18 protein-coding genes and 1 pseudogene are annotated in these 24,421 nt (G+C 73.1%); 13 read left to right on the top strand and 6 right to left on the bottom strand.

Going from position 1 to position 24,421, the window contains the following annotated elements; all coding sequences use genetic code 11:
• Window positions 1-12: 12 nt before the first annotated feature.
• From AB0B55_RS05885 to AB0B55_RS05905, 5 genes are all read left to right on the top strand, one after another.
• A complete protein-coding gene (locus AB0B55_RS05885; RefSeq protein WP_355049450.1) occupies window positions 13-192 on the top strand; it encodes a hypothetical protein in 180 nt (59 codons plus the stop codon).
• On the top strand, window positions 189-959 hold the full coding sequence (locus tag AB0B55_RS05890; protein WP_357127324.1) for a methyltransferase domain-containing protein: 771 nt from the start codon (window positions 189-191) through the stop codon (window positions 957-959). Before AB0B55_RS05885 ends, AB0B55_RS05890 begins: the two co-directional genes overlap by 4 nt.
• Window positions 956-2,215: a nucleotide pyrophosphatase/phosphodiesterase family protein gene (locus AB0B55_RS05895; protein ID WP_357126909.1), complete on the top strand. Its 1,260-nt coding sequence runs from the start codon at window positions 956-958 to the stop codon at window positions 2,213-2,215. Before AB0B55_RS05890 ends, AB0B55_RS05895 begins: the two co-directional genes overlap by 4 nt.
• Before the next feature lie 62 nt (window positions 2,216-2,277).
• A complete protein-coding gene (locus AB0B55_RS05900) occupies window positions 2,278-3,537 on the top strand; it encodes a DNA polymerase IV (RefSeq protein ID WP_357126912.1) in 1,260 nt (419 codons plus the stop codon).
• 115 nt (window positions 3,538-3,652) lie between these two features.
• Complete coding sequence (locus tag AB0B55_RS05905; protein WP_234590673.1) at window positions 3,653-4,048, top strand: DUF3040 domain-containing protein; 396 nt, start codon at window positions 3,653-3,655, stop codon at window positions 4,046-4,048.
• Between the two features lie 393 nt (window positions 4,049-4,441).
• Here AB0B55_RS05905 and AB0B55_RS05910 read toward each other — a convergent pair whose 3' ends face one another.
• From AB0B55_RS05910 to AB0B55_RS05920, 3 genes are read right to left on the bottom strand one after another with little or no spacing between them, the layout of a single operon-like run.
• Window positions 4,442-6,916: a transglutaminaseTgpA domain-containing protein gene (locus AB0B55_RS05910; protein WP_357170699.1), complete on the bottom strand. Its 2,475-nt coding sequence runs from the start codon at window positions 6,914-6,916 to the stop codon at window positions 4,442-4,444.
• Between the two features lie 16 nt (window positions 6,917-6,932).
• Window positions 6,933-8,231, bottom strand: a complete 1,299-nt coding sequence (locus AB0B55_RS05915; RefSeq protein ID WP_357126920.1) for a DUF58 domain-containing protein — start codon at window positions 8,229-8,231, stop codon at window positions 6,933-6,935.
• A 1-nt stretch (window position 8,232) separates the two neighbouring features.
• Window positions 8,233-9,285: a MoxR family ATPase gene (locus AB0B55_RS05920; protein WP_357126923.1), complete on the bottom strand. Its 1,053-nt coding sequence runs from the start codon at window positions 9,283-9,285 to the stop codon at window positions 8,233-8,235.
• A 403-nt stretch (window positions 9,286-9,688) separates the two neighbouring features.
• Between AB0B55_RS05920 and leuS the strand changes: the two genes are divergently transcribed.
• Entirely contained in the window at window positions 9,689-12,529 is a 2,841-nt protein-coding gene (leuS, locus tag AB0B55_RS05925; RefSeq protein WP_357170701.1) for a leucine--tRNA ligase, read from the top strand.
• A 142-nt stretch (window positions 12,530-12,671) separates the two neighbouring features.
• On the opposite strand, the gene AB0B55_RS05930 is transcribed toward leuS, so the two are convergent.
• Genes AB0B55_RS05930 through AB0B55_RS05940 form a run of 3 tightly spaced genes read right to left on the bottom strand, consistent with a single transcriptional unit; the run spans window position 12,672 to window position 15,308 of the window.
• Entirely contained in the window at window positions 12,672-13,355 is a 684-nt protein-coding gene (locus tag AB0B55_RS05930; RefSeq protein WP_357126929.1) for a VTT domain-containing protein, read from the bottom strand.
• Window positions 13,352-14,071: a glutamine amidotransferase gene (locus AB0B55_RS05935; protein WP_357126932.1), complete on the bottom strand. Its 720-nt coding sequence runs from the start codon at window positions 14,069-14,071 to the stop codon at window positions 13,352-13,354. Before AB0B55_RS05935 ends, AB0B55_RS05930 begins: the two co-directional genes overlap by 4 nt.
• A complete protein-coding gene (locus AB0B55_RS05940) occupies window positions 14,061-15,308 on the bottom strand; it encodes a MurT ligase domain-containing protein (protein ID WP_357171213.1) in 1,248 nt (415 codons plus the stop codon). Before AB0B55_RS05940 ends, AB0B55_RS05935 begins: the two co-directional genes overlap by 11 nt.
• Window positions 15,309-15,663: 355 nt before the next feature.
• On the opposite strand from AB0B55_RS05940, the gene mraZ reads away from it, so the two are divergent.
• The 7 genes and pseudogenes from mraZ (at window position 15,664) to mraY (ending at window position 24,368) form a co-directional block, all read left to right on the top strand.
• Window positions 15,664-16,095, top strand: coding sequence for a division/cell wall cluster transcriptional repressor MraZ (mraZ, locus tag AB0B55_RS05945; protein WP_355049459.1), 432 nt, complete (start codon window positions 15,664-15,666; stop codon window positions 16,093-16,095).
• A gap of 206 nt (window positions 16,096-16,301) precedes the next feature.
• Window positions 16,302-17,411: pseudogene (gene rsmH / locus AB0B55_RS05950) on the top strand (16S rRNA (cytosine(1402)-N(4))-methyltransferase RsmH).
• Window positions 17,401-18,006, top strand: a complete 606-nt coding sequence (locus tag AB0B55_RS05955; RefSeq protein ID WP_357126937.1) for a hypothetical protein — start codon at window positions 17,401-17,403, stop codon at window positions 18,004-18,006. Before rsmH ends, AB0B55_RS05955 begins: the two are co-directional and overlap by 11 nt.
• 3 nt (window positions 18,007-18,009) lie before the next feature.
• On the top strand, window positions 18,010-20,238 hold the full coding sequence (locus AB0B55_RS05960; RefSeq protein WP_357170703.1) for a penicillin-binding protein 2: 2,229 nt from the start codon (window positions 18,010-18,012) through the stop codon (window positions 20,236-20,238).
• Between the two features lie 52 nt (window positions 20,239-20,290).
• Window positions 20,291-21,853: a UDP-N-acetylmuramoyl-L-alanyl-D-glutamate--2,6-diaminopimelate ligase gene (locus AB0B55_RS05965; RefSeq protein ID WP_357170705.1), complete on the top strand. Its 1,563-nt coding sequence runs from the start codon at window positions 20,291-20,293 to the stop codon at window positions 21,851-21,853.
• On the top strand, window positions 21,850-23,247 hold the full coding sequence (gene murF / locus AB0B55_RS05970) for a UDP-N-acetylmuramoyl-tripeptide--D-alanyl-D-alanine ligase (RefSeq protein ID WP_357170707.1): 1,398 nt from the start codon (window positions 21,850-21,852) through the stop codon (window positions 23,245-23,247). The genes AB0B55_RS05965 and murF overlap by 4 nt, the downstream gene beginning before the upstream one ends.
• The gene (mraY, locus tag AB0B55_RS05975) at window positions 23,244-24,368 is read left to right on the top strand and encodes a phospho-N-acetylmuramoyl-pentapeptide-transferase (RefSeq protein ID WP_357126949.1); all 1,125 of its coding nucleotides are present in this window, start codon (window positions 23,244-23,246) and stop codon (window positions 24,366-24,368) included. The genes murF and mraY overlap by 4 nt, the downstream gene beginning before the upstream one ends.
• Window positions 24,369-24,421: the final 53 nt, after the last annotated feature.

The raw sequence follows: 24,421 nt of genomic DNA on the forward strand, positions 1-24,421 counted from the left end.
GGGGACTGACAAGTGATGGGAAACCACGCGTACACCGGTGGCGGAATCGCCAACGTCCGGCGGACCCGGCTGGGTGCCGGCTGGATGCCGTCGCACCTCACCGACCCCCGCGAGTACGAGGTGACAAACGGTCCGGTCGCCAACGAGCGTCGATCCCGGGCTGAGGACGCGGTCGAGGGCACCCAGTCCTGACCACTAGGCTCGACCGGGTGGAGCAGACCCGAGGCCGGTTCGCCGCGCCGCCGCTGACCCCCCGTACCGCCGTGATCTGGTCGGTGCTGCGCGCCGAGCTGGACCGGCGCGGCGACGCCGAGCTGACCGTGCTGGACATCGGCGGGGGCACCGGCGGTTTCGCCGTCCCGCTGGCCCGGGCCGGGCACCGCGTCACCGTGGTCGACGCCAGCCCCGACGCGCTCGCCGCGCTCACCCGCCGGGCCGCCGAGGCCGGGGTCGCCGATCGGGTCGTCGCCGTGCAGGGCGACGGCGACGCCCTCGCCGGGCTGGTCGAGCCGGCCGGGGTCGACCTGGTGCTCTGCCACGCAGTCCTGGAGGTCGTCGACGACCCGACGCCGGTGGTCGCCGCGCTGGCCACCGCGCTGCGCCCCGGCGGCGCGGCAAGCGTGCTGGTAGCCGGCCGTGCGGCGGCCGTGCTGGGCCGCGCCATGAACGGGCATCTGGACGTCGCGGCGTCGGTGGCCGCCGACCCGGCCGGCAGCGCCGGGCCGCGCGACACCCTGCGCCGCCGCTACGACGCCCCCGAGGCCGTCGCGCTGCTCACCGCCGCCGGGCTGGAGGTCGAGGACATCCACGGGGTACGCGTGCTTGCCGACCTGCTGCCGGCCGCCGTCTCCGACGGGCAGCCCGCGGCCCTGGTCGAGCTGGAACTGGCCCTGGCCGCTCAGCCCCCCTACCGGGATCTGGCCGCCCAACTGCACCTGTTCGCCCGCCGACCGGCATGACCCGTCCGGTCCGGCCCGTCGACGGGGGTACGTCGGCCGGCTCGTCCGGCCCCGAGCTGACCGCCGACGGGCGTACACCGGCTGCCAGCGGTCCGGTGACCGGCCTCGACCCGCCGCTGGCGGTCCTCGCACCCGATCGAACCGGCGGACGGATCGCCGACGTGCTGCCCAGCGCGCTCGCCGTACTGGGCGTGCCCGGCTCGCCCGACCCGCTCGGCCTGACGCCCGCGCTGGCCGGGGTACGCCGGATCGCCGTCCTGCTCGTCGACGGGCTCGGCTGGTACCAGGTGCCGACCGCCGCCCCGTACGCGCCGACGCTCGCCGGGCTAGCCGCGACGGTGGGTCGGCCCCTCGTCGCCGGCTTCCCGTCCACCACCCCGACGAGCCTCGTGACGCTGGGCACCGGCGTCGCGCCCGGCGCGCACGGGGTGCTCGGCTTCACGGTGCGGGTGCCCGGCACCGACCGGGTACTCACCCACACCGACTGGGCCGCCGACCCGTCGCCGCTGCGCTGGCAGCCGGTGCCCACCCAGCTTCAACGGGCCCGGGCCGCCGGGGTGGCGACGACGGTGGTGAGCCGGCCGGAGTACGGCGGCAGCGGGTTGACCCTGGCCGCCAACCGGGGCGGCGACTTCCGGGGCGCCGCCGGCGCGGACCAGCTGGCCACCGCCATGCGCGCCGCGCTGTCCGCCGGCGACGGACCAACCCTGGTCTTCGGCTACCACCCCGACCTCGACCGGCAGGGGCACCTCAGCGGGGTCGACTCGGCGCCGTGGCGAAGCGCCGCCGCAGAGGTGGACCTGCTGCTCGCCCGGCTGGTCGACGGGCTACCGCCGGACGCGGCGCTGCTGGTCACGGCCGACCACGGGCAACTCGACATCCCCGTCGCGCACCGCTTCGACCTGGACACCGATCCACGGCTGCGCGACGGCCTGCGGGTGGTTGCCGGCGAGGCCCGGGTGCGCTACCTGCACACCGAGCCGGGAGCGGTGGACGACGTGGTGGCCGCCTGGTCGGCGGTGCTCGGCGACGCGGCCCGGGTGCGTACCCGCGCGGAGGTGGTCGCCACCGGCTGGTTCGGGCCGGTGCCCGAGGAGCACCTGGGCCGGATCGGTGACGTCGTGGTGACCTGCAACGACACGTACGCCGTCCTGGCCAGCCGCACCGAACCGCCGAAGGTGTCGAAGCTGGTCGCGTACCACGGGGCGGACACCGCCGCCGAGCTGACCGTGCCGCTGCTGGTCGTGCGGGGTTGACCGGGGCGCGGTCCGGCCAGCCGGCCGGTGCTGGTGTCGTACCTCGGGGATAACCTGCACCGATGGGCCGCAGTCAGTCGTTGCCCCGAGGCGGTGATCCGCGCTTCGGGCCGGACGCCGACGACTCCGCCAGCGGCATCCTGCACGTCGACATGGACGCGTTCTTCGCCTCGGTGGAGGTGCGCGCCCGACCCGAGCTGCGCGGCCGCGCGGTCGTGGTGGGTGGCGTGGGCTCGCGTGGCGTGGTCAGCTCGGCCAGCTACGAGGCTCGCCGCTACGGCGTGCGCAGCGCCATGCCGACCTCCCGGGCCCGAGCCCTCTGCCCGCACGCCGTCTACCTGCCGCCGAACTTCGCCGCGTACTCGGCCGCCTCGCGGGCGGTCATGCAGATCTTCCGGGACGTCACCCCGCTGGTCGAGCCGCTCTCCCTCGACGAGGCGTTCCTCGACGTCAGGGGCGCCCGCAAGCTGTTCGGCCCGCCGGCCACCATCGCCCGGCTGATCCGCCAGCGGGTCGCCGACGAGCAGGGACTGACGTGTTCGGTCGGGGTGGCGCCGAGCAAGTTCGTGGCCAAGCTCGGCTCCACCCGGGCCAAGCCCGACGGCCTGCTGGTCGTACCCGCCGGGCAGGTCCTCGACTTCCTGCACCCGCTCCCGGTGGACGCGCTGTGGGGGGTGGGGGAGCGGGCCGCCGAGACGCTGCGTCGGCTGGGTCTGGCCACCGTGGGGGACCTCGCCGAGGCCCCGGTGGGCATGCTGCGCCGAGCGGTGGGCGCGGCGTCCGCGGCGCACCTGCACGAGCTGGCGTGGGGGCGTGACCCGCGCCGGGTCAGTCCCGAACACGTCGACAAGTCGATCGGCGCCGAGGTGACCTTCGACGCCGACGTGGCGGACCCGACGGAGATCCGCCGTACCCTGCTCGCGCTCAGCGCGAAGGTCGGCGTCCGGCTGCGCAGCGCCGGCCACGTCGGGCGCACGATCACCCTGAAGGTACGACTGGCCGACTTTCGCACCGTCAACCGCTCCCGCACCCTCGACGTACCCACCGACACGGCCCGGGAGATGTTCGACACGGTCTGGGCGCTCTACACCGCGCTGGACCCGGCTGAGCGGATCCGCCTCGTCGGTGTCCGGGTGGAGGGGCTCACCTCGGCGCAGGGCGCGCCCCGACAGCTCACCCTCGGCGCGCCCGAGCGTGGTTGGCGGGAGGCGGAAGCCGCCGCGGACGCCGCCGCTGCCCGATTCGGGCGGTCCGTCATAGGTCCGGCCAGTCTGTTAGCCGACCGTGACGCTCATCGAAAGGAAAATCCACCCCACCCGTAGGTCGTCCCGCTTTCCGACGCGCGACCCCCCTCGTAGACTTGCGGGTAAGCAGCCGGTTGGCTGCCACGGTCTGTCGGCCCGAGTGGGCCGACCAACGTGACCGGGGAGGAGTGCCGTGCCGCTCTCGGAGCACGAGCAGCGGCTGTTCGAGCAGATCGAGCGGTCGCTTGCCGAGGACCCCAAATTCGCCTCGGCCGTGCGCGCCAGCGATCCGCGCTTCCACGCGCGGCGTCGCCTGCTCGTCGCAGCCGGCGTGATCATCGCTGGCTTGGCCCTACTGGTCTACGGCGCGGTGATCAAGACTCCACCGCTGGCGGTGGCGGGCTTCGTCGTCATGCTGGCGTCGGCCGCGTTCGCGGTGCAGTCGCACCGGCGGGCGCAGTCACCCGACCTGCACGTGGTGGGTGGCACGACGAGTCGTCGTCCCCGCGGTGGCCGGTCCGGTCGCCGACGGTCGATCCTGGACCGGATGGAAGACCGATGGCGGCAGCGCCCGGAGGGGCACCGCTGAGCGCGTCCCGCCGCTGAGGCGGGCCGACCACCGCGACGAGCGGGCCATCGGGACACCCCCGATGGCCGCCGTCGCTCCGTCATGCCCCGAACATCGCGCCCCGCGCCCCGCGCCGCCGTGCTCGCGCGCCCCGCGCCGCCGCGCCCCGCGCCGCCGCGCCCCGCGCCCCGCGCCCCGCGCCGCGCGTCCCTCCGAGATCGCGCCGATCTTGCAGTTTCTGTCGTCCGTATGAGTGGGATACCCCTTATGTCGCGACAGAAAGTGCAAGATCGCTGGGGCTGGGGCTGGGGCTGGGGCTGGGGCTGGGGCTGGGACCTGCTACTGGGACCTGCTACTGGGGCGGCGCCCCGGCGTTAGGCCGGGGCGCCGCCGCAGCGCGCTGGCGGGCGTCGGTCAGCGGGCGGCTCGATCGGCCAGCAACCGGCGCGGGTTCCAGCGCAGCAGCCGGTAGCGCATCCGCGTGGTCACCGCCACCAGGCGGCCGGAGGAGTCCGCCAGTGCGATCCGCCAGCGCAGCAGCACCGAGGGCGGCAACACGGCGGCGAGCAGCCGGGTCCGTCGATCCGCACGGGACGAGAGCGCCCCACGGACCGCGCGGAGCGCCGACGGCAACGGTTCACCGGTCAGCGGAGCCCGCGCGTACCGGGCCCGCTCCTCGGCACGGCCGAGCAGCCGCGCCGCCCCGACGGCCTCGGCGTCGTCGGGGAGAGCGTCCCGGACCAGCCGGTCCGCGGTCGCCCGGGGCGTCTCGGTCAGGTCCACCCGTACCTTGTAGTCGACGAGCGTGTCGAGCAACTCGGCCCAGGCGGCGTGGGCGTCGGCGCGAGCGCGACCCGGGTCCGCCTCGACCACCATCACCCGCGTGTCGTCGGTCGGCGGCCCGTCGCCCACAGCGGTGGTGGCAGCCGCGACGTCCGCCCGGCCGGCCCGCCGCCGACGCAGCGCCCGCCGACGAAGCGCCGGCACCGCCAGCAGCGCCACCAGCGCGAGTACGGCCGCCAGCCACCACGGCCACACCGGCGCCCGCTCAGTCGGCCGCGAATCCCCCAGCGAGAGCCCGGAGTCGGTGTCCCGGTCGGCGTTGTCCGGGCCGGTCGGCTCGGCCGACGAGTCCGCGCCGCTCGGGCTGTCCGTGGCGCCGGCCTCCGGAGTGGACGGCTCGGGGGCGTCCGTGTCCGGCGCCCAGGCCGATCGGGTGGAGCCGGGAACGCCGGACGCCGGGGTGGCGTCGAACGGCACCCAGCCGATCCCGTCGAAGAAGACCTCGGTCCAGGCGTGCAGGTTGAGGTTCGTCAGCGTGTACGTGTCGCCGTCGCGCCTGCTGCCGTTGGTGAACCCGAACGCGACCCGCGCCGGGATGCCGGCCGACCGGACCAGCCAGGCCATCGCGGCGGCGTACTGCTGGCAGTAACCGACCTTGTTGGTCAGGAAGTTCACGATGTCCTGGCCGCTGCTGCCGCTCGCGGTGCTCAACCGGTACGTGAACCCGTTGTTCGCGGAGAAGTGCTGGTAGATGGCCAGCACCCGGTCGTAGTCGGTCCGCTTGCCCTGGATCAGCCCTCGGACCAGCTCCTCCACCTCGGGCACCGGCCCGGGGGTGGCGGTCTGCTGCCGGCGGAGCGGGTGTTCGGCCGGCAGCGACTTCGCGGCCCGCAGGGTCGCCGGGGTGTACGTCGAGCGGATGTAGTCGAACGAGTACTTACGCCCCCGCGAGCTCTCCCGGTTGGAGAACACGATCTGCTGGTTGGGGTCGTACAGCCAGTTGCTGTTCAGGTCCTGGGTGCGCACCGGCTCGGCGTACACCGGCATCAGGGACATGCTGAGGCTCTTGGTCACCTCGACGGTCGCCCGGTACTCGGCCTGCTGCACCCCCGGCCCGACCCGCTCGCCCGGGTCGGGCAGATCGCGGTTGGCTGGCCGGCCACTCGCGGCGCGGGCCTGGAAACCGTTCGGGCGCAGCTCGTCGGCGACCGCGTAGCGCAGGTAGAACGGGGTCTGCTCCGACGTGGTCACCTTGACCAGGTCCACCACCTCGGACTGGTTGAGCTGGCCGGCGAGCGACGCGAACAGGTCGATCCGGCCGGACGAGCCACCCACCCCCCGACCGTTGCCGGTGCCGTTACCCGTGCCCTCGGTGATCCGGTCGAGCAGCCCACCGCTCAGGCCGGGCACCGCCAGCGGCAGCACCACGGCCAGCACCACGCCGACCACGGCGAGCCGACGTCCGGCGGACGCCAGCGGCGACGCCTCCCACACGTCCACGTCCCGGCCGTCGCCGGTGAACCGCCGCCCGAACCGACGCACCCGGTCGATGTTGTCGGTCACCAGCAGCCACAGGTAACCGGCGGCGCCCACCACGAACGGCAGTGGGGGAACGCTGTCCACGTAGACGGCGACCGGCACCGAGTAGATCGCGAGCATCGGCAGCCCGGCCAGCGCCGGCCGGCGAAGTCCCACGGCCAGTACGTCCACCAGCACGGCCACCCCGCCGACGCCGAGCACGGTGATGAACAGCAGCGGATCGGTGTCCGGGACCTCGACGCCGTACGAGCGCATGTCCTGCGCCGAACCGGCGAGCAGATCGGCGAAGTGCCCGATCGTGCTCGGCGTGGGCAGGAGGGCCAGCAGCTCGCTGCCGCTCGGGAACAGCCAGGTCAGCGCGAGCAGCAGGGCGGCCAGCATGCCGAGCACCTGGCCCCAGAGCGGCGCGCGGACGAGCCGGGTCAGCGCGGCGACCCCGGCCACCACGGCGACCGCTATCGCGCACTGGATCAGCCACGTCCAGGTCTGGAAGATGGCCGACAGCGGCGCGGCGGCGAGCAGCGTCGCGGCGGCCGCGACCAGACCGGTGTTCCGGCTGGCGATCATGAGGGGGACCTTCCGTTCATCGCACGCGGCCAGCGACCGTCTCGGCCAGCGCGGCCCGCAGGGCGAAGCCCTGGGAACCGCGGCCCGCCTGCGGCCACAGCGCCGGCAGTCGGCTGCCGTGGTCGGCGCCGACCACGCGCCAGCCGCTGCGCACCATGGTGAGCACGGCGGCGCCGTGCGCGTGCTCCGCCTCGGCGCGAGCCTTCTCGGGGAGGCTGAGCCAGGTGGAGCTGTCCAACAGGAAACCCACACACGTCGCGCCGTTGCCGCGCAGCCCGGCCAGCAGCTCGGCCTCGGCGACGCTCACCGCGCCGAACAGCCCGATGATCAGCCCGCCGTCGGCGCGCTGCCGCACCCGCTGCACCAGCCCGGTGACGTCGGCCCGCTGGTCCAACCGCACCTCGGCCAGATGGTCGAGCAGCACGCCGTCGCCACCGCCCTCCGAGGCGTCCACGTCGACCCCCGAGCCGGTGACCAGGCGCAGCTTGTAGCCGGCCTGGCGCAGGTGTACGGCGATGCTCGCGGCGGCCGAGACCGCCCACTCGAAGCTCGCTGTCGGCCCGTCACCCCGGTGGCCGTACGCCCGGGTGTCCAGCACGACGGTGGCGCGGCTCTCCCAGGGCTGCTCCTCCCGGCGCACCATCAGCTCGCCGGTGCGCGCCGTGGACTTCCAGTGCACCCGACGCAGGTCGTCGCCCCGGCGGTACTCCCGGGTCGCCGCGTCGTCCTCGCCGTGGACCGCCACCGAACGAGCCCGGCTGTCGCCGCTGCCCGCGTACTCCCCGGGGAGCCGGACCGACGGCAGGGGGGTGACCTGCGGGATGACCGTGAGGTGGTCGGTGCTGGGGAAGGAGCGGGTGAGCTCGCAGAGACCGAACGGGTCGGTCATCCGAACCACCAGTGGACCCACGTCGTAGCGACCGCGCACGTCCGCGCGGACCGTGTACGCCACGGAGCTGGCCTGTTGCGCGCCGAGCCGTTCCAGCACGACGCGGGGCCGGCTGCCCAGCGCGTAGGGCAGCCGGTCCTCCAGCAGCAGGGTGCCGGTGGGCAGCCGGGAGAGGTTCTGCAGGCGCAGCACGATCCTCGAGTTGGCCCCGACCGGGACCCGGTGCGGGTCCAGCGAGCGGTTGCAGGCCAGCTTGTAGCGGCTGCGACCCACGTAGGCGGCGGCCAGCAGCGGCAGGATGGCCAACAGCAGCGCCACCCGGAGCAGGTCCTTCTCGCCCAGGATGACGGCCGAGACCGCCGCGGCGACCGCGGCGGCCAGGAACGAGCGACCGCGGGTGGTCAGCCCGCGCAGCCCGGCACGCACGTCACGGCCTCCGCGGCTCGTAGGGCGCGCGGCCGTTGCCGGTGGCGGGCCGGGTGTCGTACGGGTTGCGCTGACGGTCGTGCGGCAGGGGCAGCCGGTGCACCAGCTCGGAGACGATCGCGTCGGTGGTCCGCCGGGCGAGCTGCGCGTCGGCCGTCGGGATGATCCGGTGCGCCAGCACCGGCACCGCCAGGGCCTGCAGGTCGTCGGGCAGGACGTAGTCGCGGCCCTCCAGCGCGGCGACCGCCCGGGCCGTGCGCAGCAGTTGCAGCGTCGCCCGGGGGGACGCGCCGAGGCGTAGGTCGTGGGCCTCACGGGTGGCGGTGACCAGGTCGACCGCGTACTGCTTGACCGCGTCCGCGACGTGCACCTGCCGGACGGTGGCGATGAGCTGCCGGACCATGTCGGCGTCGGAGACCGGACGCAGCTCGTGCAGCGGGTCGGTGGCGCCGTGGCCGTCGAGCATCGCCAGCTCCGCGCCGGCGTCCGGGTAACCCATCGCGATCCGGGCGGTGAACCGGTCGCGCTGCGCCTCCGGCAGCGGGTACGTCCCCTCCATCTCGATCGGGTTCTGGGTGGCGATGACCATGAACGGGGTCTGGAGCTGGTAGGTCACGCCGTCGACGGTGACCTGCCGTTCCTCCATGCACTCCAGCAACGCGGACTGGGTCTTCGGCGAGGCCCGGTTGATCTCGTCGCCGACCACCAGGTTGGCGAAGACCGCGCCCGGCCGGAACTCGAAGTCGTGGGTCTCCTGGTTGTAGACGCTGACGCCGGTGACATCGCTGGGCAGCAGGTCGGGGGTGAACTGGATCCGGCGGACCGTGCAGTCGATGGACCGAGCGAGGGCCTTGGCCAGCTTGGTCTTGCCGACGCCGGGGACGTCTTCGATGAGGAGGTGGCCCTCGGCGAGCAGCACAGCCAGGGCCAGCCGCACGGTGGCGGTCTTTCCCTCGATGACCTGCTCGATGTTGGCCACGATGGCCTCGCTGGCGGCGCGGAACTCGTCGTGCGGCAACAGGCCGCCCACCTCGTCCCAGGTCTGTTGTGTCACGGGCCTCCTCCTCGTCGCCGTCACGGCAGCTCTGTCGAGAGCACCTGGACCCGCCGTTGGGTATGCGACGCCGAGCCTCGTTTGCCGCAGGGAGCTCACTGGCCTCTCAGGCTAACCATGTTTGTCGTTATCGCCGACCCCCGCAGGTAGTCCGTCGGTTACGGATGGATATTCGCCGAGTCGGGGGATCGGTGCGGGCGCGCTGACGGACGCATTAATGCCGCAGGTGAGGGGGTAGACTGCCGGATATGGCCGGAGTCTTCCTGCTTCTTATCGGGCCGTGCTGATGCGCTGAGCGCGCGACAGCACGGCGGCCCCCTCCTGCGCGAGGGGCTTTTTTTGTGCCCGCCGCCGGTCCGGCCCGGCGGTGCCGAGACGAAGCGAAGCGAAGCGAGGAGAGACGATGAGCAAGGCAGCCGCACCGGCGGGCGACATCCCCCCGTTCCGGTATACCGCGGCCATGGCCGACGAGATCGAGACTCGTTGGCAGGACACCTGGGCACGCGAGGGCACCTTCCACGCGCCCAACCCGACCGGTCCGCTGGCCGATCCGAGCCACCCGCGCTTCGACGCGCAGAAGCTGTACGTGCTGGACATGTTCCCGTACCCGTCGGGCGCCGGCCTGCACGTCGGCCACCCGCTGGGCTACATCGGCACCGACTGCTACGCCCGTTACCAGCGGATGGCCGGGCACAACGTGCTGCACGCGATGGGGTTCGACGCGTTCGGGTTGCCCGCGGAGCAGTACGCCGTGCAGACCGGCACCCACCCCAGGACCACTACCGAGCAAAACATTCAGCGGTACAAGGCGCAGATGCGCCGCCTGGGGCTGGCGCACGACGAGCGGCGCTCGGTGTCGACCATCGACACCGACTTCTACCGCTGGACGCAGTGGATCTTCCTGCAGATCTTCAACTCCTGGTACGACCGGGACGCCGGCCGGGCCCGTCCGATCGCCGAGCTGATCGTCGAGTTCGAGGGCGGTAACCGGGCGACCCCGGACGGCCGGTCCTGGGCCGAGCTGAGCGTCGCCGAGCGTCGCCAGGTCGTCGACGACCACCGGCTGGCGTACGTCTCGGAGGCGCCGGTGAACTGGTGCCCGGGGCTGGGCACCGTGCTGGCCAACGAGGAGGTCACCGCCGACGGCCGCTCCGACCGGGGCAACTTCCCGGTCTTCAAGCGCAACCTGAAGCAGTGGATGATGCGGATCACCGCGTACGGTGACCGGCTGCTGGACGACCTGGACAGCCTGGACTGGCCCGAGCCGATCAAGCTGATGCAGCGCAACTGGATCGGCCGGTCGCAGGGCGCGCACATCGACTTCGCCACGGCGGAGGCGCCGATCCGGGTGTTCACCACCCGTCCGGACACCATCTTCGGGGCCACCTACGTGGTGCTGGCGCCCGAGCACGAGCTGGTCGACGCCCTGGTGCCGGCCGCCTGGCCGCAGGGCACCCGGGACGCCTGGACCGGCGGGCACGCCAGCCCCGCCGAGGCCGTCGAGGCGTACCGCCGGGCCGCGGCCGCGAAGACCGACGTCGAGCGGCAGTCCGACTCCAAGGAGAAGACCGGCGTCTTCGTCGGCGCGTACGCCACGAACCCGGTCACCGGCGGGCAGATCCCGATCTTCGTCGCGGACTATGTGCTGGCCGGCTACGGGACCGGCGCGATCATGGCGGTGCCGGCGCAGGACGAGCGGGACTGGGCGTTCGCCGAGGTCTTCGAGCTGCCCATCGTGCGGACCGTGCAGCCGGCGGAGGGCTTCGACGGCAAGGCGTACACCGGCGACGGCCCGGCCATCAACAGCGCCGCGCCCGAGCGCGGCCTGGACCTGAACGGCCTGGGGGTCGTCGACGCCAAGGCGGCGATCATCGCGTGGCTGGAGGCCAACGGACACGGTACCGGCGCGGTGACCTACCGGCTGCGGGACTGGCTGTTCTCCCGGCAGCGCTACTGGGGTGAGCCCTTCCCGATCGTGTACGACTCCACCGGCGCGGCCATCGCCCTGCCGGAGGAGATGCTGCCGGTCGAGCTGCCCGAGGTGGACGACTTCTCCCCGAAGACGTTCGACCCGGACGACGCCGACTCCAACCCGGAGACCCCGCTGTCACGTCGCCGCGACTGGGTCGAAGTCGAGCTGGACCTGGGTGACGGGCCGCAGCGCTACACCCGCGAGACCAACGTGATGCCGCAGTGGGCCGGCTCCTGCTGGTACGAGCTGCGCTACCTGGACCCGACCAACACCGAGCGGTTCGTCAGCGCGGAGAACGAGCGGTACTGGATGGGCCCGCGCGGCGAGGGCGACTGCGGCGGCACCGACCTGTACGTCGGTGGCGCCGAGCACGCCGTGCTGCACCTGCTGTACGCGCGGTTCTGGCACAAGGTGCTGTTCGACCTGGGTCACGTGTCGTCGTTCGAGCCGTTCCGCAAGCTGTTCAACCAGGGCATGATCCAGGCGTACGCGTACACCGACTCGCGGGGCAGCTACGTGCAGGCCGAGGACGTCGTCGAGCGCGACGGCGCGTACTACCTGGAAGACCTGGTGGTCAACCGCGAGTACGGCAAGATGGGCAAGTCGCTGAAGAACGTGGTGACCCCCGACGACATGTGCGCGGCGTACGGCGCGGACACCTTCCGGGTGTACGAGATGTCGATGGGCCCGCTGGAGGTGTCCCGCCCGTGGGAGACCCGGGCGGTCATCGGCTCGTACCGGTTCCTGCAGCGGGTCTGGCGGGCGGTCGTCGACGAGCAGACCGGCGAGGTGCGCGTCACCGACGACCCGGCTGACGAGACGACCCGCCGGCTGCTGCACACGGTGATCGACGGGGTCCGTGGCGACATGGAGGGCATCCGGTTCAACACTGCGATCGCCAAGCTGATCCAGTTGACCAACGGGCTGACCGGGTTGTCGGCGACGCCCCGCGAGGTGGCCGAGCCGCTGGTGCTGATGGTGGCGCCGTTCGCCCCGCACCTGGCCGAGGAGCTGTGGCGCAAGCTGGGCCACGACACCTCGCTGACGTACGCGGACTTCCCGGTGGCCGATCCGGCGCTGCTGGTGGCCGACACGGTGACCTACCCGGTGCAGGTCAACGGCAAGGTCCGGGGACGCGTCGAGGTGCCCGCCGACGCCGCCGACGAGACCGTCCGCGCGGCGGCCCTGGAGGCGGTGGCCGCGACGCTGGCCGGCAGGGAACCCCGCAAGGTCATCGTGGTCAAGGGCCGGATGGTCTCGGTCGTCGCCTGACCCCCACCCCACCCTGTCGCCCCGCTCCGCCCCGTCGATCTTGCAGTTTCGGTCGACATTCCGCCCTTTTATGCGACGGTTTGTCGGGACAGAAAGTGCAAGATCGGCGGGGCGCGGGCGGGGCGCGGGCGGGGCGCGGGGGTCAGGTTGGGGTGGAGCGGCGGTGGCGGTTGGCGCGCCACCACTGGTGTACGAGGACGAGGCTGGCGATCAGGCCGAGGCTGGCGGGAGCGGCGGCGTACCAGTTGACGTGACCGGGTGAGCTGACCGCCGCGCCGATCGCCGCGTAGCCGAACGCGGTCGGCGCGGAGGCGATCACGCTGCCGGCCAGGAACGGCAACACCCGCGTGCCGGTCGTGCCGTAGCCGTAGCTGACCAGGCCGAACCCCGCGATCGGCAGCAGCCGGACGGTGACCACGCCGAACACGCTCTGCCGGGCGAACCAACCGTCGAGGCGGGCCAATCGACCGCGTACCCGTTCGGCGACGAACTCCCGGCCGAGCAGCCGGCCGACGGTGAATCCGATCGCCGCGGCCACCAACGCCGCGCCCAGGGCGTACGCGGCGCCCTCCAGCGGGCCGAAGATCGCGCCTGCGGCGAGCGTCACGAAGGTGCGGGGGACCAGCGCGACCAGGAGCAGCGCGCCGCCGAGGATCGCCGCCACCGGGGCGAGGTCGCCCAGCTGGTCGGCGAGCGCCGGTAGCCGCGCCGGGTCCGGGCGGGGCGCCAGGAGCAGCAGCAGCCCGCAGCCGCCGATGAGCGCGACCAGCAGGGCGAACCGGGCGGCCGACGGCTGCCGGAGCAGCCGCCGGACAGCGTGGATCATGCCCGGGCGGCGGCCACCGCTGAACGGCGCTCGGTGCGGAGCCGGTCGGGCCAGGTGTCGTCCAGCGGCGGGAGCTGGTGTGCCCCGGTGGCCCAGCGCAGCAGCAGGTCGGCCAGGGCCGGGTTGCGCGCCAGCGCGGGACCGTGCGAGTAGGTGCCGAGCAGCTTGCCGCGCCAGGCGCCCTCGGTGGCGCCGTCGTTGCCGATCCCGGCGGTGACCCGGGCCAGGGGGGCGACCTCCGGGCCGAGGTGGGTACGGCCACCGTGGTTCTCGAAACCGGTCAGCGGCGGCAGGCCCAGCCGAGGGTCGATCTCACCGGCCAGCTCGCCGACGGCCCGGCTCTCGCCTCGGTCGGACCGCAGGTCCAGCAGTTCCAGGCCGCGGCACTGCACGCCCTTGGCGAAGAAGGACGTCCCGAGCAGCTGGTAACCGGCGCAGACACCGAAGACCACCGAGCCCTGTGCGACCGCCCGGTGCAAGCCGCCGTCCGCGATGAGCCGCTGCGCGCCCAGCGCCTGCGGGCCGTCCTCGCCGCCGCCGACGAGGTAGATGTCGGCCGTCGACGGCAGTTGCTGGTCGGAGCGGACCTCCAGCACCTCGACCGGCATGCCGCGCTGGCGGGCCCGCCGGGCCAGGATCAGCGCGTTGCCCCGGTCACCGTAGGTGGACAGCAGATCGGGGTAGATCCAGACGATACGCAGGCTCTCAGTTGACACGGTCCAACTCCGCTCGGATGTCCTGGAACGCGGTGTAGTTCGCGATGACCTCGAGCCGTCCGGGCGGGACCGACCGGACGGCGTCGTCGAACGTGCGGACGTGCTGGAAGGGCACGTCGTTGACGTCCAGCCGAACCGCCAGGTCGTATGCCCGGTCACCGGTGATCAACACCTGCCGGCCGCGGAGCGGGGCGAAGTCGACGTCGAACAGCCAGGAGGTGTCCAACCCGTCGGGGTCACGCGCGTTGATGGAGAGCAGGGTGGGCGCCTCGTCCGCCATGTCGAACGCCTCCAGCCAGCTGGCCGGGTTCTTCGCCAGCAGCAGCCGGATGTTGCGGCCGTCCCGGTCGACCTGCGCGTACCGGCCGGCGACCGAGGTCACGATGCCGAGACGGCTCACCGCGTCGACGGGGCGTACGCCGAACTCGGCCGCCACCGCCAGTGCGGTCGCCGCGTTGCCCAGGTTGACCTTGCCGGGTAGCTGGAGGGAGACCTTGTGCCAGGCCCCGGTGGGGTCGAGCACTCCCTCGTCCTCGACGACCCAGTGCGGCTCCGGGCGGCGCAGCGCACAGCCGGTGCACCACCACTGCTCGCCGGAGCGGGCGATGGTGGCGCCGCACTCCGGGCAGACCCAGGAGTCGTCGTGCCAGCGCTGGCCGGCGCTGAACCAGGTCACGTGCGGCGGATTGATGCCGCGGGCCGGGTCGGCCGGCGGGGTGGCCGCCCACACCACCATCGGGTCGTCGGCGTTGGCCACCACCCGTACGTCGGTGTGCCGGACCAGGGCCGCGCGCCAGAGCTGCGCCATCATGGCGACCTCCTTGGCGCGGTCGAGCTGGTCGCGGGAGAGGTTGAGCAGCGCGACCACGTGCGGCTCGGTCGACTCGAGCACCTGGGCGAGGTAGTGCTCGTCGACCTCCAGCACCGCGTACGGGGTGCTGCCGGCCTTGGCCAGCGCCGAGGTGTGCCCGCTGGGCATGTTGGCGCCGAACGAGTTGGTGGCGACCCGCCCGAGCACGCCGACCGCGGCGGCGGTCAACCGGGTGGTGGTCGTCTTGCCGTTGGTGCCGGAGACCAGCGCGATGGCGCGGCCGGCCGACAGGTGCGCCAGCAGGTCCGGGTCGATCTTCAACCCGATCCACCCGCCGATCACCGAACCGTCGCCACGGCCGGCGGCCCGGGAGAGCGCCGCGGCGGTCCGTGACACGGAGCTGGCCACCTTGGCCCGTAGGGGCATTTTCGCGTCCGTCACGCGAGCGAGGTTACCGGACCGCCCACCTCGCCAGATCGCCGCCGACGGTGAACCGTTCGGCCGTGGCATCCCGGCGGGCGGTCGGCGCGCGCTCGGCCGGACGGAGTCGATCAATGTCGGAAAGCGGACCACACCGGGCGGGCGCGCCGGCCCTCCACTCCGCTCCACCCCCTGTGACGTGCGGTTTCACGCGCGGATCGGACGCGCCACGCGGGCGAATCTGGTTGCAGGTGGAGGGAAGTGGAGTAGAGTGGGGCCCAATGGTGAGGCCGGGAGGGCTCACCGGCCCGGGGGGTCAGCGGCGCCGCGAACGCCGCTCAAGGGCGAGGGGGTTGGGCCGATGTTTCTCGGCACCCATACCCCGCGCCTGGACGAGAAGGGCCGGTTGATCCTTCCGGCCAAGTTCCGGGATGAGCTGGCGGGGGGTGTCGTGGTCACCAAAGGGCAGGATCGCTGCCTCTATGTCTTTCCGACACCCGAGTTCCAACGGATCGCGGAGCAGTTGCGCGCGCAGCCGATGACGCACAAGGCGGCCCGGGCCTACAGCCGGGTCTTCTTCGCCAGCGCGCACGACGAGGTGCCGGACAAGCAGGGCCGTGTGACGATCCCCGCGCATCTTCGTGAGTACGCGGCGCTCGACCGGGACCTGGTGGTCATCGGCGCGAGCACCCGGGTCGAGATCTGGGACAAGGTCGCCTGGGAGACCTACCTCGCCGAGAGCGAAGACGACTTCGCCGACATCGAGGAGGGGGTGCTGCCCGGCGGTCTGTAGGGCGGAACGGCGTCCGACGTACTGCGAGATCTCCAGCCGCTTTCGAGTTCCTGGCATCACTTCCCCGGTGCCAGGCGCACGATCCAGTAATCCGGCGGAAGTCGGTGTCCGGCGGGAGCGGATGGGGATCTGGCGGTACGACGGGAGCGCCGTCTCCAACGGCAGGCGCGCGAGAAGAACGGACGTTTCAACCAGTGGGGGTCATCATGGGGGAGTTGCGCGGCACGCACGTGCCGGTGCTGCTCGAGCGGTGTCTCGAGCTGCTGGCCCCCGCGCTGGGTCGAGGCGGCCGGACGGTGCACGTCGACGCGACGCTCGGCCTGGCCGGGCACGCGGAGGCGGTGCTCGAAGCGCATCCGGAGACCGTCCTGATCGGGCTCGACCGGGACACCGAGGCGCTCGCCCACGCACGGGTGCGGTTGGCGCGGTTCGCCGACCGGGTGCACCTGGAGCACGCCGTCTACGACGAGCTGCCCGACGTGCTCCAGCGGCTGGGGTATCCGGGCATCGACGGGATCCTGTTCGACCTGGGTGTCTCGTCGCTGCAACTGGACGCGCCCGACCGCGGGTTCGCGTACGCGCAGGACGCGCCGCTGGACATGCGGATGGACCAGACGCGGGGGACGACCGCCGAAGAGGTGGTCAACACGTACGCCCATCCGGATCTGGCCCGGGTGCTGCGGGTGTACGGCGAGGAGAAGTTCGCCGGGCGGATCGCCTCGGCGATCATCCGGGAGCGCGAACGGGCCCGGATCACCTCGTCGGCGCGGCTGGCCGAGCTGGTCCGGGAGTCGATTCCGGCACCAGCCCGACGAACGGGCGGGCACCCGGCAAAGAGAACGTTTCAGGCTTTACGGATCGAGGTAAACAGAGAGCTGGCAGCGCTGGAGACAGCGCTGCCGTCCGCGCTCGACGCACTGACCGTGGGCGGTCGCATGGTGGTCCTGTCCTACCACTCGCTGGAGGACCGGCTCACCAAGGCGGCGCTCGCGGACCGGGTCCGTAGTAAGGGCCCGATCGACCTCCCGGTCGAACTGCCCGGGTCCGGTCCGACGTTCCGGCTGCTCAGCCGGGGCGCCGAACTGCCCGGGGAGACGGAGGTCGCCGCGAACCCGCGCGCCGCTTCGGTGCGGCTGCGGGCCGCGGAGCGACTCGACCCGAACGCGACAGAGCAGGGGCGGACCGACCGCGAACGGTCTCGCCGACGGGTGAAGGGAATGCACCAACCGGGCACGGGGTCCGCCTGATCCGTGGGGGGTCAGGGGCGCCGCGACCGGCGAGGGACGGACGTTGAGGGGGAGGGACATGAGCATTGACAAGCGCGACCGCCGGGACGTCACCGGCGGCGGGCAGCGCGCACCGCGGTCGGGGGGCCGGACCGCGGCGGAGCGAGCTCCGCGCGTGGAAAACGGTACGCCACGCATCGATCGAGTGAGTCGGCAGGGGGAGACTCGCGCCCGGGGGGCGCGCGAGTTCCCGACCCAGGGCAGTGCCGCGCTGCGTCCGGCCGAGAAGGCAGCCGCCACGGCGGCAGCCCGCTCGCCGCGGCTGCGGGTGGCGCCTCCGCCGCCGGTGTCCGTTCCGCGCGCGCCGTTCGCGGCGCTGATCGTGGTGCTGGTGGTCGGCGGGGTGTTCGGCATCCTGGCGGTCAACACCAAGATCAATGAGAACGCGTTCCGGTTGGAGAAGCTGCAGCAGCAGCAGGCCCGACTGGACCTGGAGAAGCAGCAGCTCGACAAGCAGATCGCCGACGCCAAGGCGCCGGGGAACCTGACCGCCGAGGCACGTCGGCTGGGTCTGGTGGACGCCGGTGAGCCGGCGTACATCCGGATGCCGGACGGCAAGCCGATCGGCGTGCCCAAGCCGGCGACCGGCGAGCCGTCGGTCACCAGCCAGGGCGCGGGAGGCTGACCGGTGCCACCGAGGTCGGACGAGCCGCGCCGGGACCCCACGGGGTCCCGGCGCGGCTCTCGCCGGGACGCCGCCGACTCCGAGTCCCGCACGGGTGAGCCGGGGATCGGTGGCATCTCCGGCGCTCGGGCGTACACCCCGAGGGGGCGGACGGTCCGCGAGGAGCGCGGCACGCCCGCGCGCGGCGGGAACGCCGAGCAGCGGCGTACCCCTCGGGGCAGCACGCGGTCCGGCGACCCGTTCCGGCCGGCGTTGCAGGTGCTCGACGGCGGCCGGGCCGCCGCCCGCGCCGGCCGGCGTGACGCTCCGGCGGCCGGCCGCAGCGGCGTCGTGCGCACCGTCGCGCCCCGGAATCCGCGCGGCGCCCCCGGTGACGTCCCGCCGCCGCGTCGCCGCACCACGCCCCGCGCGCCCGGTCGCGGCGACCGTCCGCCGGCCCGCCGGCCGTCCCGCAAGCCGCCCCGCCCGCCGAAGCTCGCCGACCCGCGGCTGCGGCTGCGCCTGGGCACCGTGCTCACCCTGGCGCTCTTCGTCGCCATCGGGGTGCGGTTGATCTTCCTGCAGGCGGTCGACACCCCCGCCTACGCCGGTGGTGGCGTCGCCGACCGGACGCGCACCGTGGAGCTGCCCGCGCCGCGCGGCGCGATCTACGACTTCCGGGGCGAGCCGCTGGCGCACAGCGTCGAGGCGCGGTACGTGTTCGCCGACCCGACGCTGATCGAAGACCGGTCCAGCCCCGGGTGGATCGGGGCGGACGCCACCGCCAAGGCGCTCTCCCCGTTGCTCGGCATTCCCGCGTCGAAGCTGACCGAGCTGATGAAGCCCCGCAAACTGGAGAACGGCAACGCGTCGCGTTTCGAGTACCTGGCCCGGGGGGTGGAGATCCCGACGGCCAAGCAGGTGCTGGACCTGGACCTGCCCGGCATCGGCGTGCACCGCGACGAGCGCCGGGAGGTGCCCGGCGGCGACCTGGCGGCCAACCTGATCGGCTTCACCAGCCAGGACATGGACGGCCTGGAGGGGTTGGAGGCCCGCTACGACGACCTGCTCTCCGGGCAGGACGGCCGGCGGGTGTACGAGGCCGGCCTCGGTGACCTGGCCGCGCCGATCCCCGGCGGCTACAGCAAGACGACTCCGGCGAAGCCGGGCAGCTCGCTGACCCTCACCATCGACCGGGACCTGCAGTTCCGTTGCCAGCAGATCCTCAGCGCGGGGATGGCGGGGCAGAAGGGCGCGACCGCCGCAGCCGTGATCATCGACGTCGCCACCGGCGAGGTGCGGGCCCAGGCCAGCGACCCCACCTACAACGCCGCCAAGCCGACCCCGGGCGACCCGGTCGCCCGGGAGGACGCCGCGACCAGCTTCGTGGTCGAGCCGGGCTCGGTGCACAAGGCCATCACCTACGCCGCCGCGCTCCAGGAGGGGGTGATCACCCCGGACACCACGCTGCCGATCGCGAACAGCATCAAGATGGGCGACACCTGGTTCTCGGACACGCACCCCGCCAACGGCAAGAAGATGAGCATTCCGGGGATGCTGGCCTTCTCGTCGAACGTCGGCGCCATCACCGTCGCCGACAAGCTCGGCAAGGACCGGCTGATCGACTACCAGAAGCGGTTCGGGCTGGGGCAGCCCACCCGCGAGGGCCTGCCCGGCGAGGCCAGCGGCCGGCTGCTGCCGGCCGACGAGTGGAGCGACTCGTCGTACGGCTCGGTGCCGATCGGGCACAGCGTCGACGCCACCCCGTTGCAGATGGCCGCCGCGTACGCCGCGATCGCCAACGACGGCACGTACGTGCAGCCGCACCTGGTCAAGGAGACGATCGGCCCGGACGGCAAGCGGACCCCCGCGCCCGCGCCGGTCACCCGCTCCGTGCTCAGCCCGCAGAACGCGGCGGCGCTGCGCACCATGCTGGAGGCGGTCACCACCGTCGAGGGCGCCACCGGCACCACGGCCGCGGTCTCCGGCTACCGGGTCGCCGGCAAGACCGGCACCGGCTGGCGTCGGGTCGACGGCAAGAGGCAGTCGGGCGAGGTGTCCTCGTTCATCGGCATGGCCCCCGCCGAGAAGCCCCGGTACGTGATCGCGGTCTTCGTGTACGCCCCCGGCGGTGGTGGCGCGGCGATCGCCAACCCGGCGTTCCGGAAGATGATGCAGTTCACGCTGCGTCACTACCGGGTGCCGCCGTCCCCGAGTGGTTCCGCACCGAAGTTCGTGGTCTATCCGCGCTGAGCGGCGTGGGCGCGACATCATCGGTGAGTGCCGACGAACCACCGGGGCGGCTGTGCGGCCGGAACCGGACGACCGGGTAGGGTCTGACGCCGTGCCCGGCAATCCACGTCCACGTACCGTGACCGGCGTCCGGCTCGGTGATCTCGCCGCCCGGCTCGCCGTCGACCTGCCGGCGGACGCCGCCGACGTGCTCGTCACGGGTGCCACCCACGCGAGCCAGGAGGTCCGCCCCGGCGACCTGTACGCGGCCCTGCCCGGTGCCCGCCGCCACGGCGCGGAGTTCGCCGTCGGCGCGGCCGAGGCCGGCGCGGTGGCCCTGCTGACCGACCCGGCCGGCGCGGAGCTGGCGGCGGCGAGCGGCCTGCCCGCCCTGGTGGTCCCCGACCCGCGCGCGGTGCTCGGCGAACTGGCGTCGGCCGTGTACGGCGACCCGACCGCCGACCTGACCGTCATCGGCATCACCGGCACAGCCGGAAAGACGTCCACGGCCTATCTGGTGGAGTCGGGGCTGCGCGCCGCCGGACACACCACCGGACTGATCGGCACCGTGGAGACCCGCCTCGGCGATCTCGTGATCGACAGCGTGCGGACCACCCCGGAGGCGACCGACCTGCACGCGATGCTGGCCACCGCCCGCGAGCGGGGGGTCACCGCCGTCGTCATGGAGGTCTCCAGCCACGCCCTGGCCATGGGCCGGGTCGGTGGGGTGCGCTTCGCCGTGGGTGGCTACACGAACTTCGGCTCCGACCACCTGGACTTCCACGCCGACAGCGCCGACTACTTCGCCGCCAAGGCGCAGCTCTTCGACGGCCGGTGCGCGGTCGAGGTGCTCAACCGCGACGATCCGGCCCTCACGCCGCTCTACCAGCCGGCGACGGTCAGCTACTCGGCGGCCGGCGACCCCACCGCGACGTGGTGGGCCGACGGCGTCGACGGCGAGGGGTACGCGCAACGGTTCACCGCCCACGGCCCGGACGGCGTGGTCGTGTCCGCCGGGGTGGCGCTGCCCGGCCGGCACAACGTGGCAAACGCGTTGCTGGCCATCGCCGCGCTGGTGGGCGCCGGGGTGGACCCGCGGACCGCCGCCGGCGGGGTGGCCGCCTGCGGTGGCGTGCCCGGTCGCCTGCAACTCGTCGACGTCGCCGGGCCGGTGCGTGGGGTCGTCGACTACGCGCACAAGGCGGACGCGATCGTGGCGGCGCTGGCCGCGCTGCGGGAGCTGAGCGTCGGACGCCTGATCTGCGTGATCGGCGCCGGTGGGGACCGTGACCGGGGCAAGCGGCCGGTGATGGGCGCCGCCGCCGCCGATGGGGCCGACGTGGTGCTGGTGACCGACGACAACCCGCGCACCGAGGACCCGGCCGAGATCCGCGCCGAGGTGCTCGCCGGGGCGTACCGGGCCGACACCGCCGCCCGGATCATCGAGGTGGCCGGTCGGCGGGACGCGATTGACGAGGCGGTCCGACTGGCTGAGCCGGGCGACGTGATCGCTCTGCTCGGCAAGGGCCACGAGCGGGGCCAGGAGGTGGCGGGCGAGGTGTTCCCGTTCGACGACAGCACCGAGCTGGCCGACGCGCTGCGGGCCCGCTTCGCGGACCGGGCGGGTCAGCGGTGATCGCCCTGACCCTGGCCGAGGTGGCCACGGCCGTCGACGGGCGGCTCGTCGCCGCCGACCCGGCCGCCACCGTCACCGGTTCGGTCGAGTTCGACTCGCGCAAGGTCGGGCCCGGTTCGCTCTTCGTGGCGTTCCCGGGGGAGAAGGTCGACGGGCACGACTACGCGGCCAGGGCGATCGAGGCCGGCGCGGTGGCGGTGCTCGGCACCCGCGCGGTTCCCGGGGTGCCGATGGTGCTGGTCGACGACGCCCTGACCGCGATGGGACGGCTGGCCCGCGCGGCGGTGGACCGGCTGCCCGAGCTGACCGTGGTCGGGGTGACCGGCTCGTCCGGCAAGACCACCACGAAGGACCTGATCGGTCAGCTCACCGCCCGGCTCGGCGCCACGGTCGCGCCGCCCGGCTCGTTCAACAACGAGCTGGGTCACCCGTACACGGCGCTGCTGGCCGGGCCGGACACCCGCTACCTGGTCATGGAGAAGGGCGCGCGGGGCATCGGGCACGTGCGCTACCTGTGTGAGCTGGTGCCGCCGCGGATCTCGGTGGTGCTCAACGTCGGCACGTCGCACATCGGTGAGTTCGGCTCACAGGAGGCGATCGCCCAGGCCAAGGGCGAGCTGGTCGAGGCGCTGCCGGCCGACGGGCTGGCCGTGCTGAACGCCGACGACCCCCGGGTGGACGCCATGGCGAGCCGTACGCGGGCCCGGGTGGTCCGGTACGGCGAGGCGCCGGACGCCGACCTGCGCGCCGAGGACGTCACGCTCGACGAGCGGGGGCACGCGTCGTACACCCTGGTCACGCCGGAGGGGCGCGCGGCCGTGCGGCTCGCGCTGACCGGCCGCCACCAGGTCGGCAACACGCTCGCCGCCGCCGCGGTCGCCCGGGAGCTGGGCATGCCGCTGGCCGAGCTGGCCACGGCGCTCGGCGAGCTGGGGCTGAAGTCCACCCGGCGGATGGACGTCTTCGACCGGCCCGACGGGGTGACGGTCATCGACGACTCGTACAACGCCAACCCGGCCTCGATGGCGGTCGCGCTCCGGGCGCTTGGCAGCCTCGGACGCGAGAGGCGTACCGTCGCGGTGCTCGGTTACATGGCCGAGCTGGGCCCGTTCGAGCGCGACGGCCACGCCGAGGTCGGCCGGCTGGCGGCCGAGCTGGGTGTCGACCGGCTGCTCGTGGTGGGCGAGCCGGCCGCGCCGATCCACGAAGGCGCGACAGCGGTAGCGAACTGGGGAGGAGAGTCGGTGCTGCTCACCGATCAGGCGGCGGCCGTCGAGGTGCTGCGGGGCGAGCTACGGCCGGGCGACGTCGTCCTGGTCAAGGGCTCCCGGTACCGGACCTGGGAGGTGGCTGACGCCCTGCGCGCCGACGCCGCCGAGGAGGCCACTCGATGAGGGCCATCATCGTCGCCATCGGGGTGGCCTTCGTCGTCTCGCTGTTCTGCACCCCGATCGCGATCAAGGTGTTCACCCGGCTCAAGGCCGGCCAGCCGATCCGGTCCGACGGCCCGGCCATGCACCAGGGCAAGAAGGGCACGCCGACGATGGGCGGCGTGGTCTTCATCCTGGCCACGGTGATCGCGTACGTGGCCGGCCACCTGGCCCTGACCACGCTGCCGGACGCGCAGATCGCGCAGGTGGAGCCGACCATCACGGCGCTGGTGCTGCTGGGGCTGATGGTGTTCTCCGGCGCGGTGGGCTTCCTCGACGACTTCCTCAAGGTGCGCAAGCGCAACAGCGCCGGCCTCAACAAGCGCGGCAAGCTGCTCGGTCAGATCCTGGTCGGCGCGGTCTTCGGCGTGATCGCGCTGTGGTTCCCGAGCACGATGACCGACGCGACGGGCCGGGCCACCAACACCCAGACCGTGGGCAGCACCACGCTGAGCTTCATCCGGGACATCGACTTCCTGGAGGTCAGCAAGGTCGGCGCGGTGATCATCTTCATCTTCGTGGTGATGGCCGCGACGAACGGCGTCAACCTCACGGACGGCCTGGACGGTCTGGCGACCGGCGCTTCAGTGATGGTGCTCGCCGCGTACGCGCTGATCGCGTTCTGGCAGTACCGCCACTGGTGCGCCGACCCGAGCTACCGCCAGCCGTACTGCTACGAGGTCCGTGACCCGTTGGAGATCGCGCTGATAGCCGGGGCCGCCGCCGGGGCGTGTGTGGGCTTCCTGTGGTGGAACACGTCCCCGGCGCGGATCTTCATGGGCGACACCGGGGCGCTGGGGCTGGGCGGCCTGATCGCCGGCATGGCCATGTCCACCCGGACGATCCTGCTGCTGCCGATCATCGGCGGGCTCTTCGTGATCATCACGATGTCCGTGGTGATCCAGATCATCTCCTTCCGGACCACCGGTAAACGTGTGTTCCGGATGTCCCCGTTGCAGCACCACTTCGAGTTGGCCGGCTGGAGCGAGGTCAACATCGTGGTCCGGTTCTGGATCATCGCCGGCATCGGCGTGGCCATCGCCCTGGGCCTGTTCTACAGCGAGTTCCTCGCCAACATGACCTAACCCCCCCCGGGGGGGCCTGCCCTGCCCCGCCGATCTTGCACCTTCTGTCGATG

The sequence above is a fragment of the Micromonospora sp. NPDC049107 genome, assembly GCF_040648595.1.
Taxonomy (GTDB): Bacteria; Actinomycetota; Actinomycetes; order Mycobacteriales; family Micromonosporaceae; genus Micromonospora.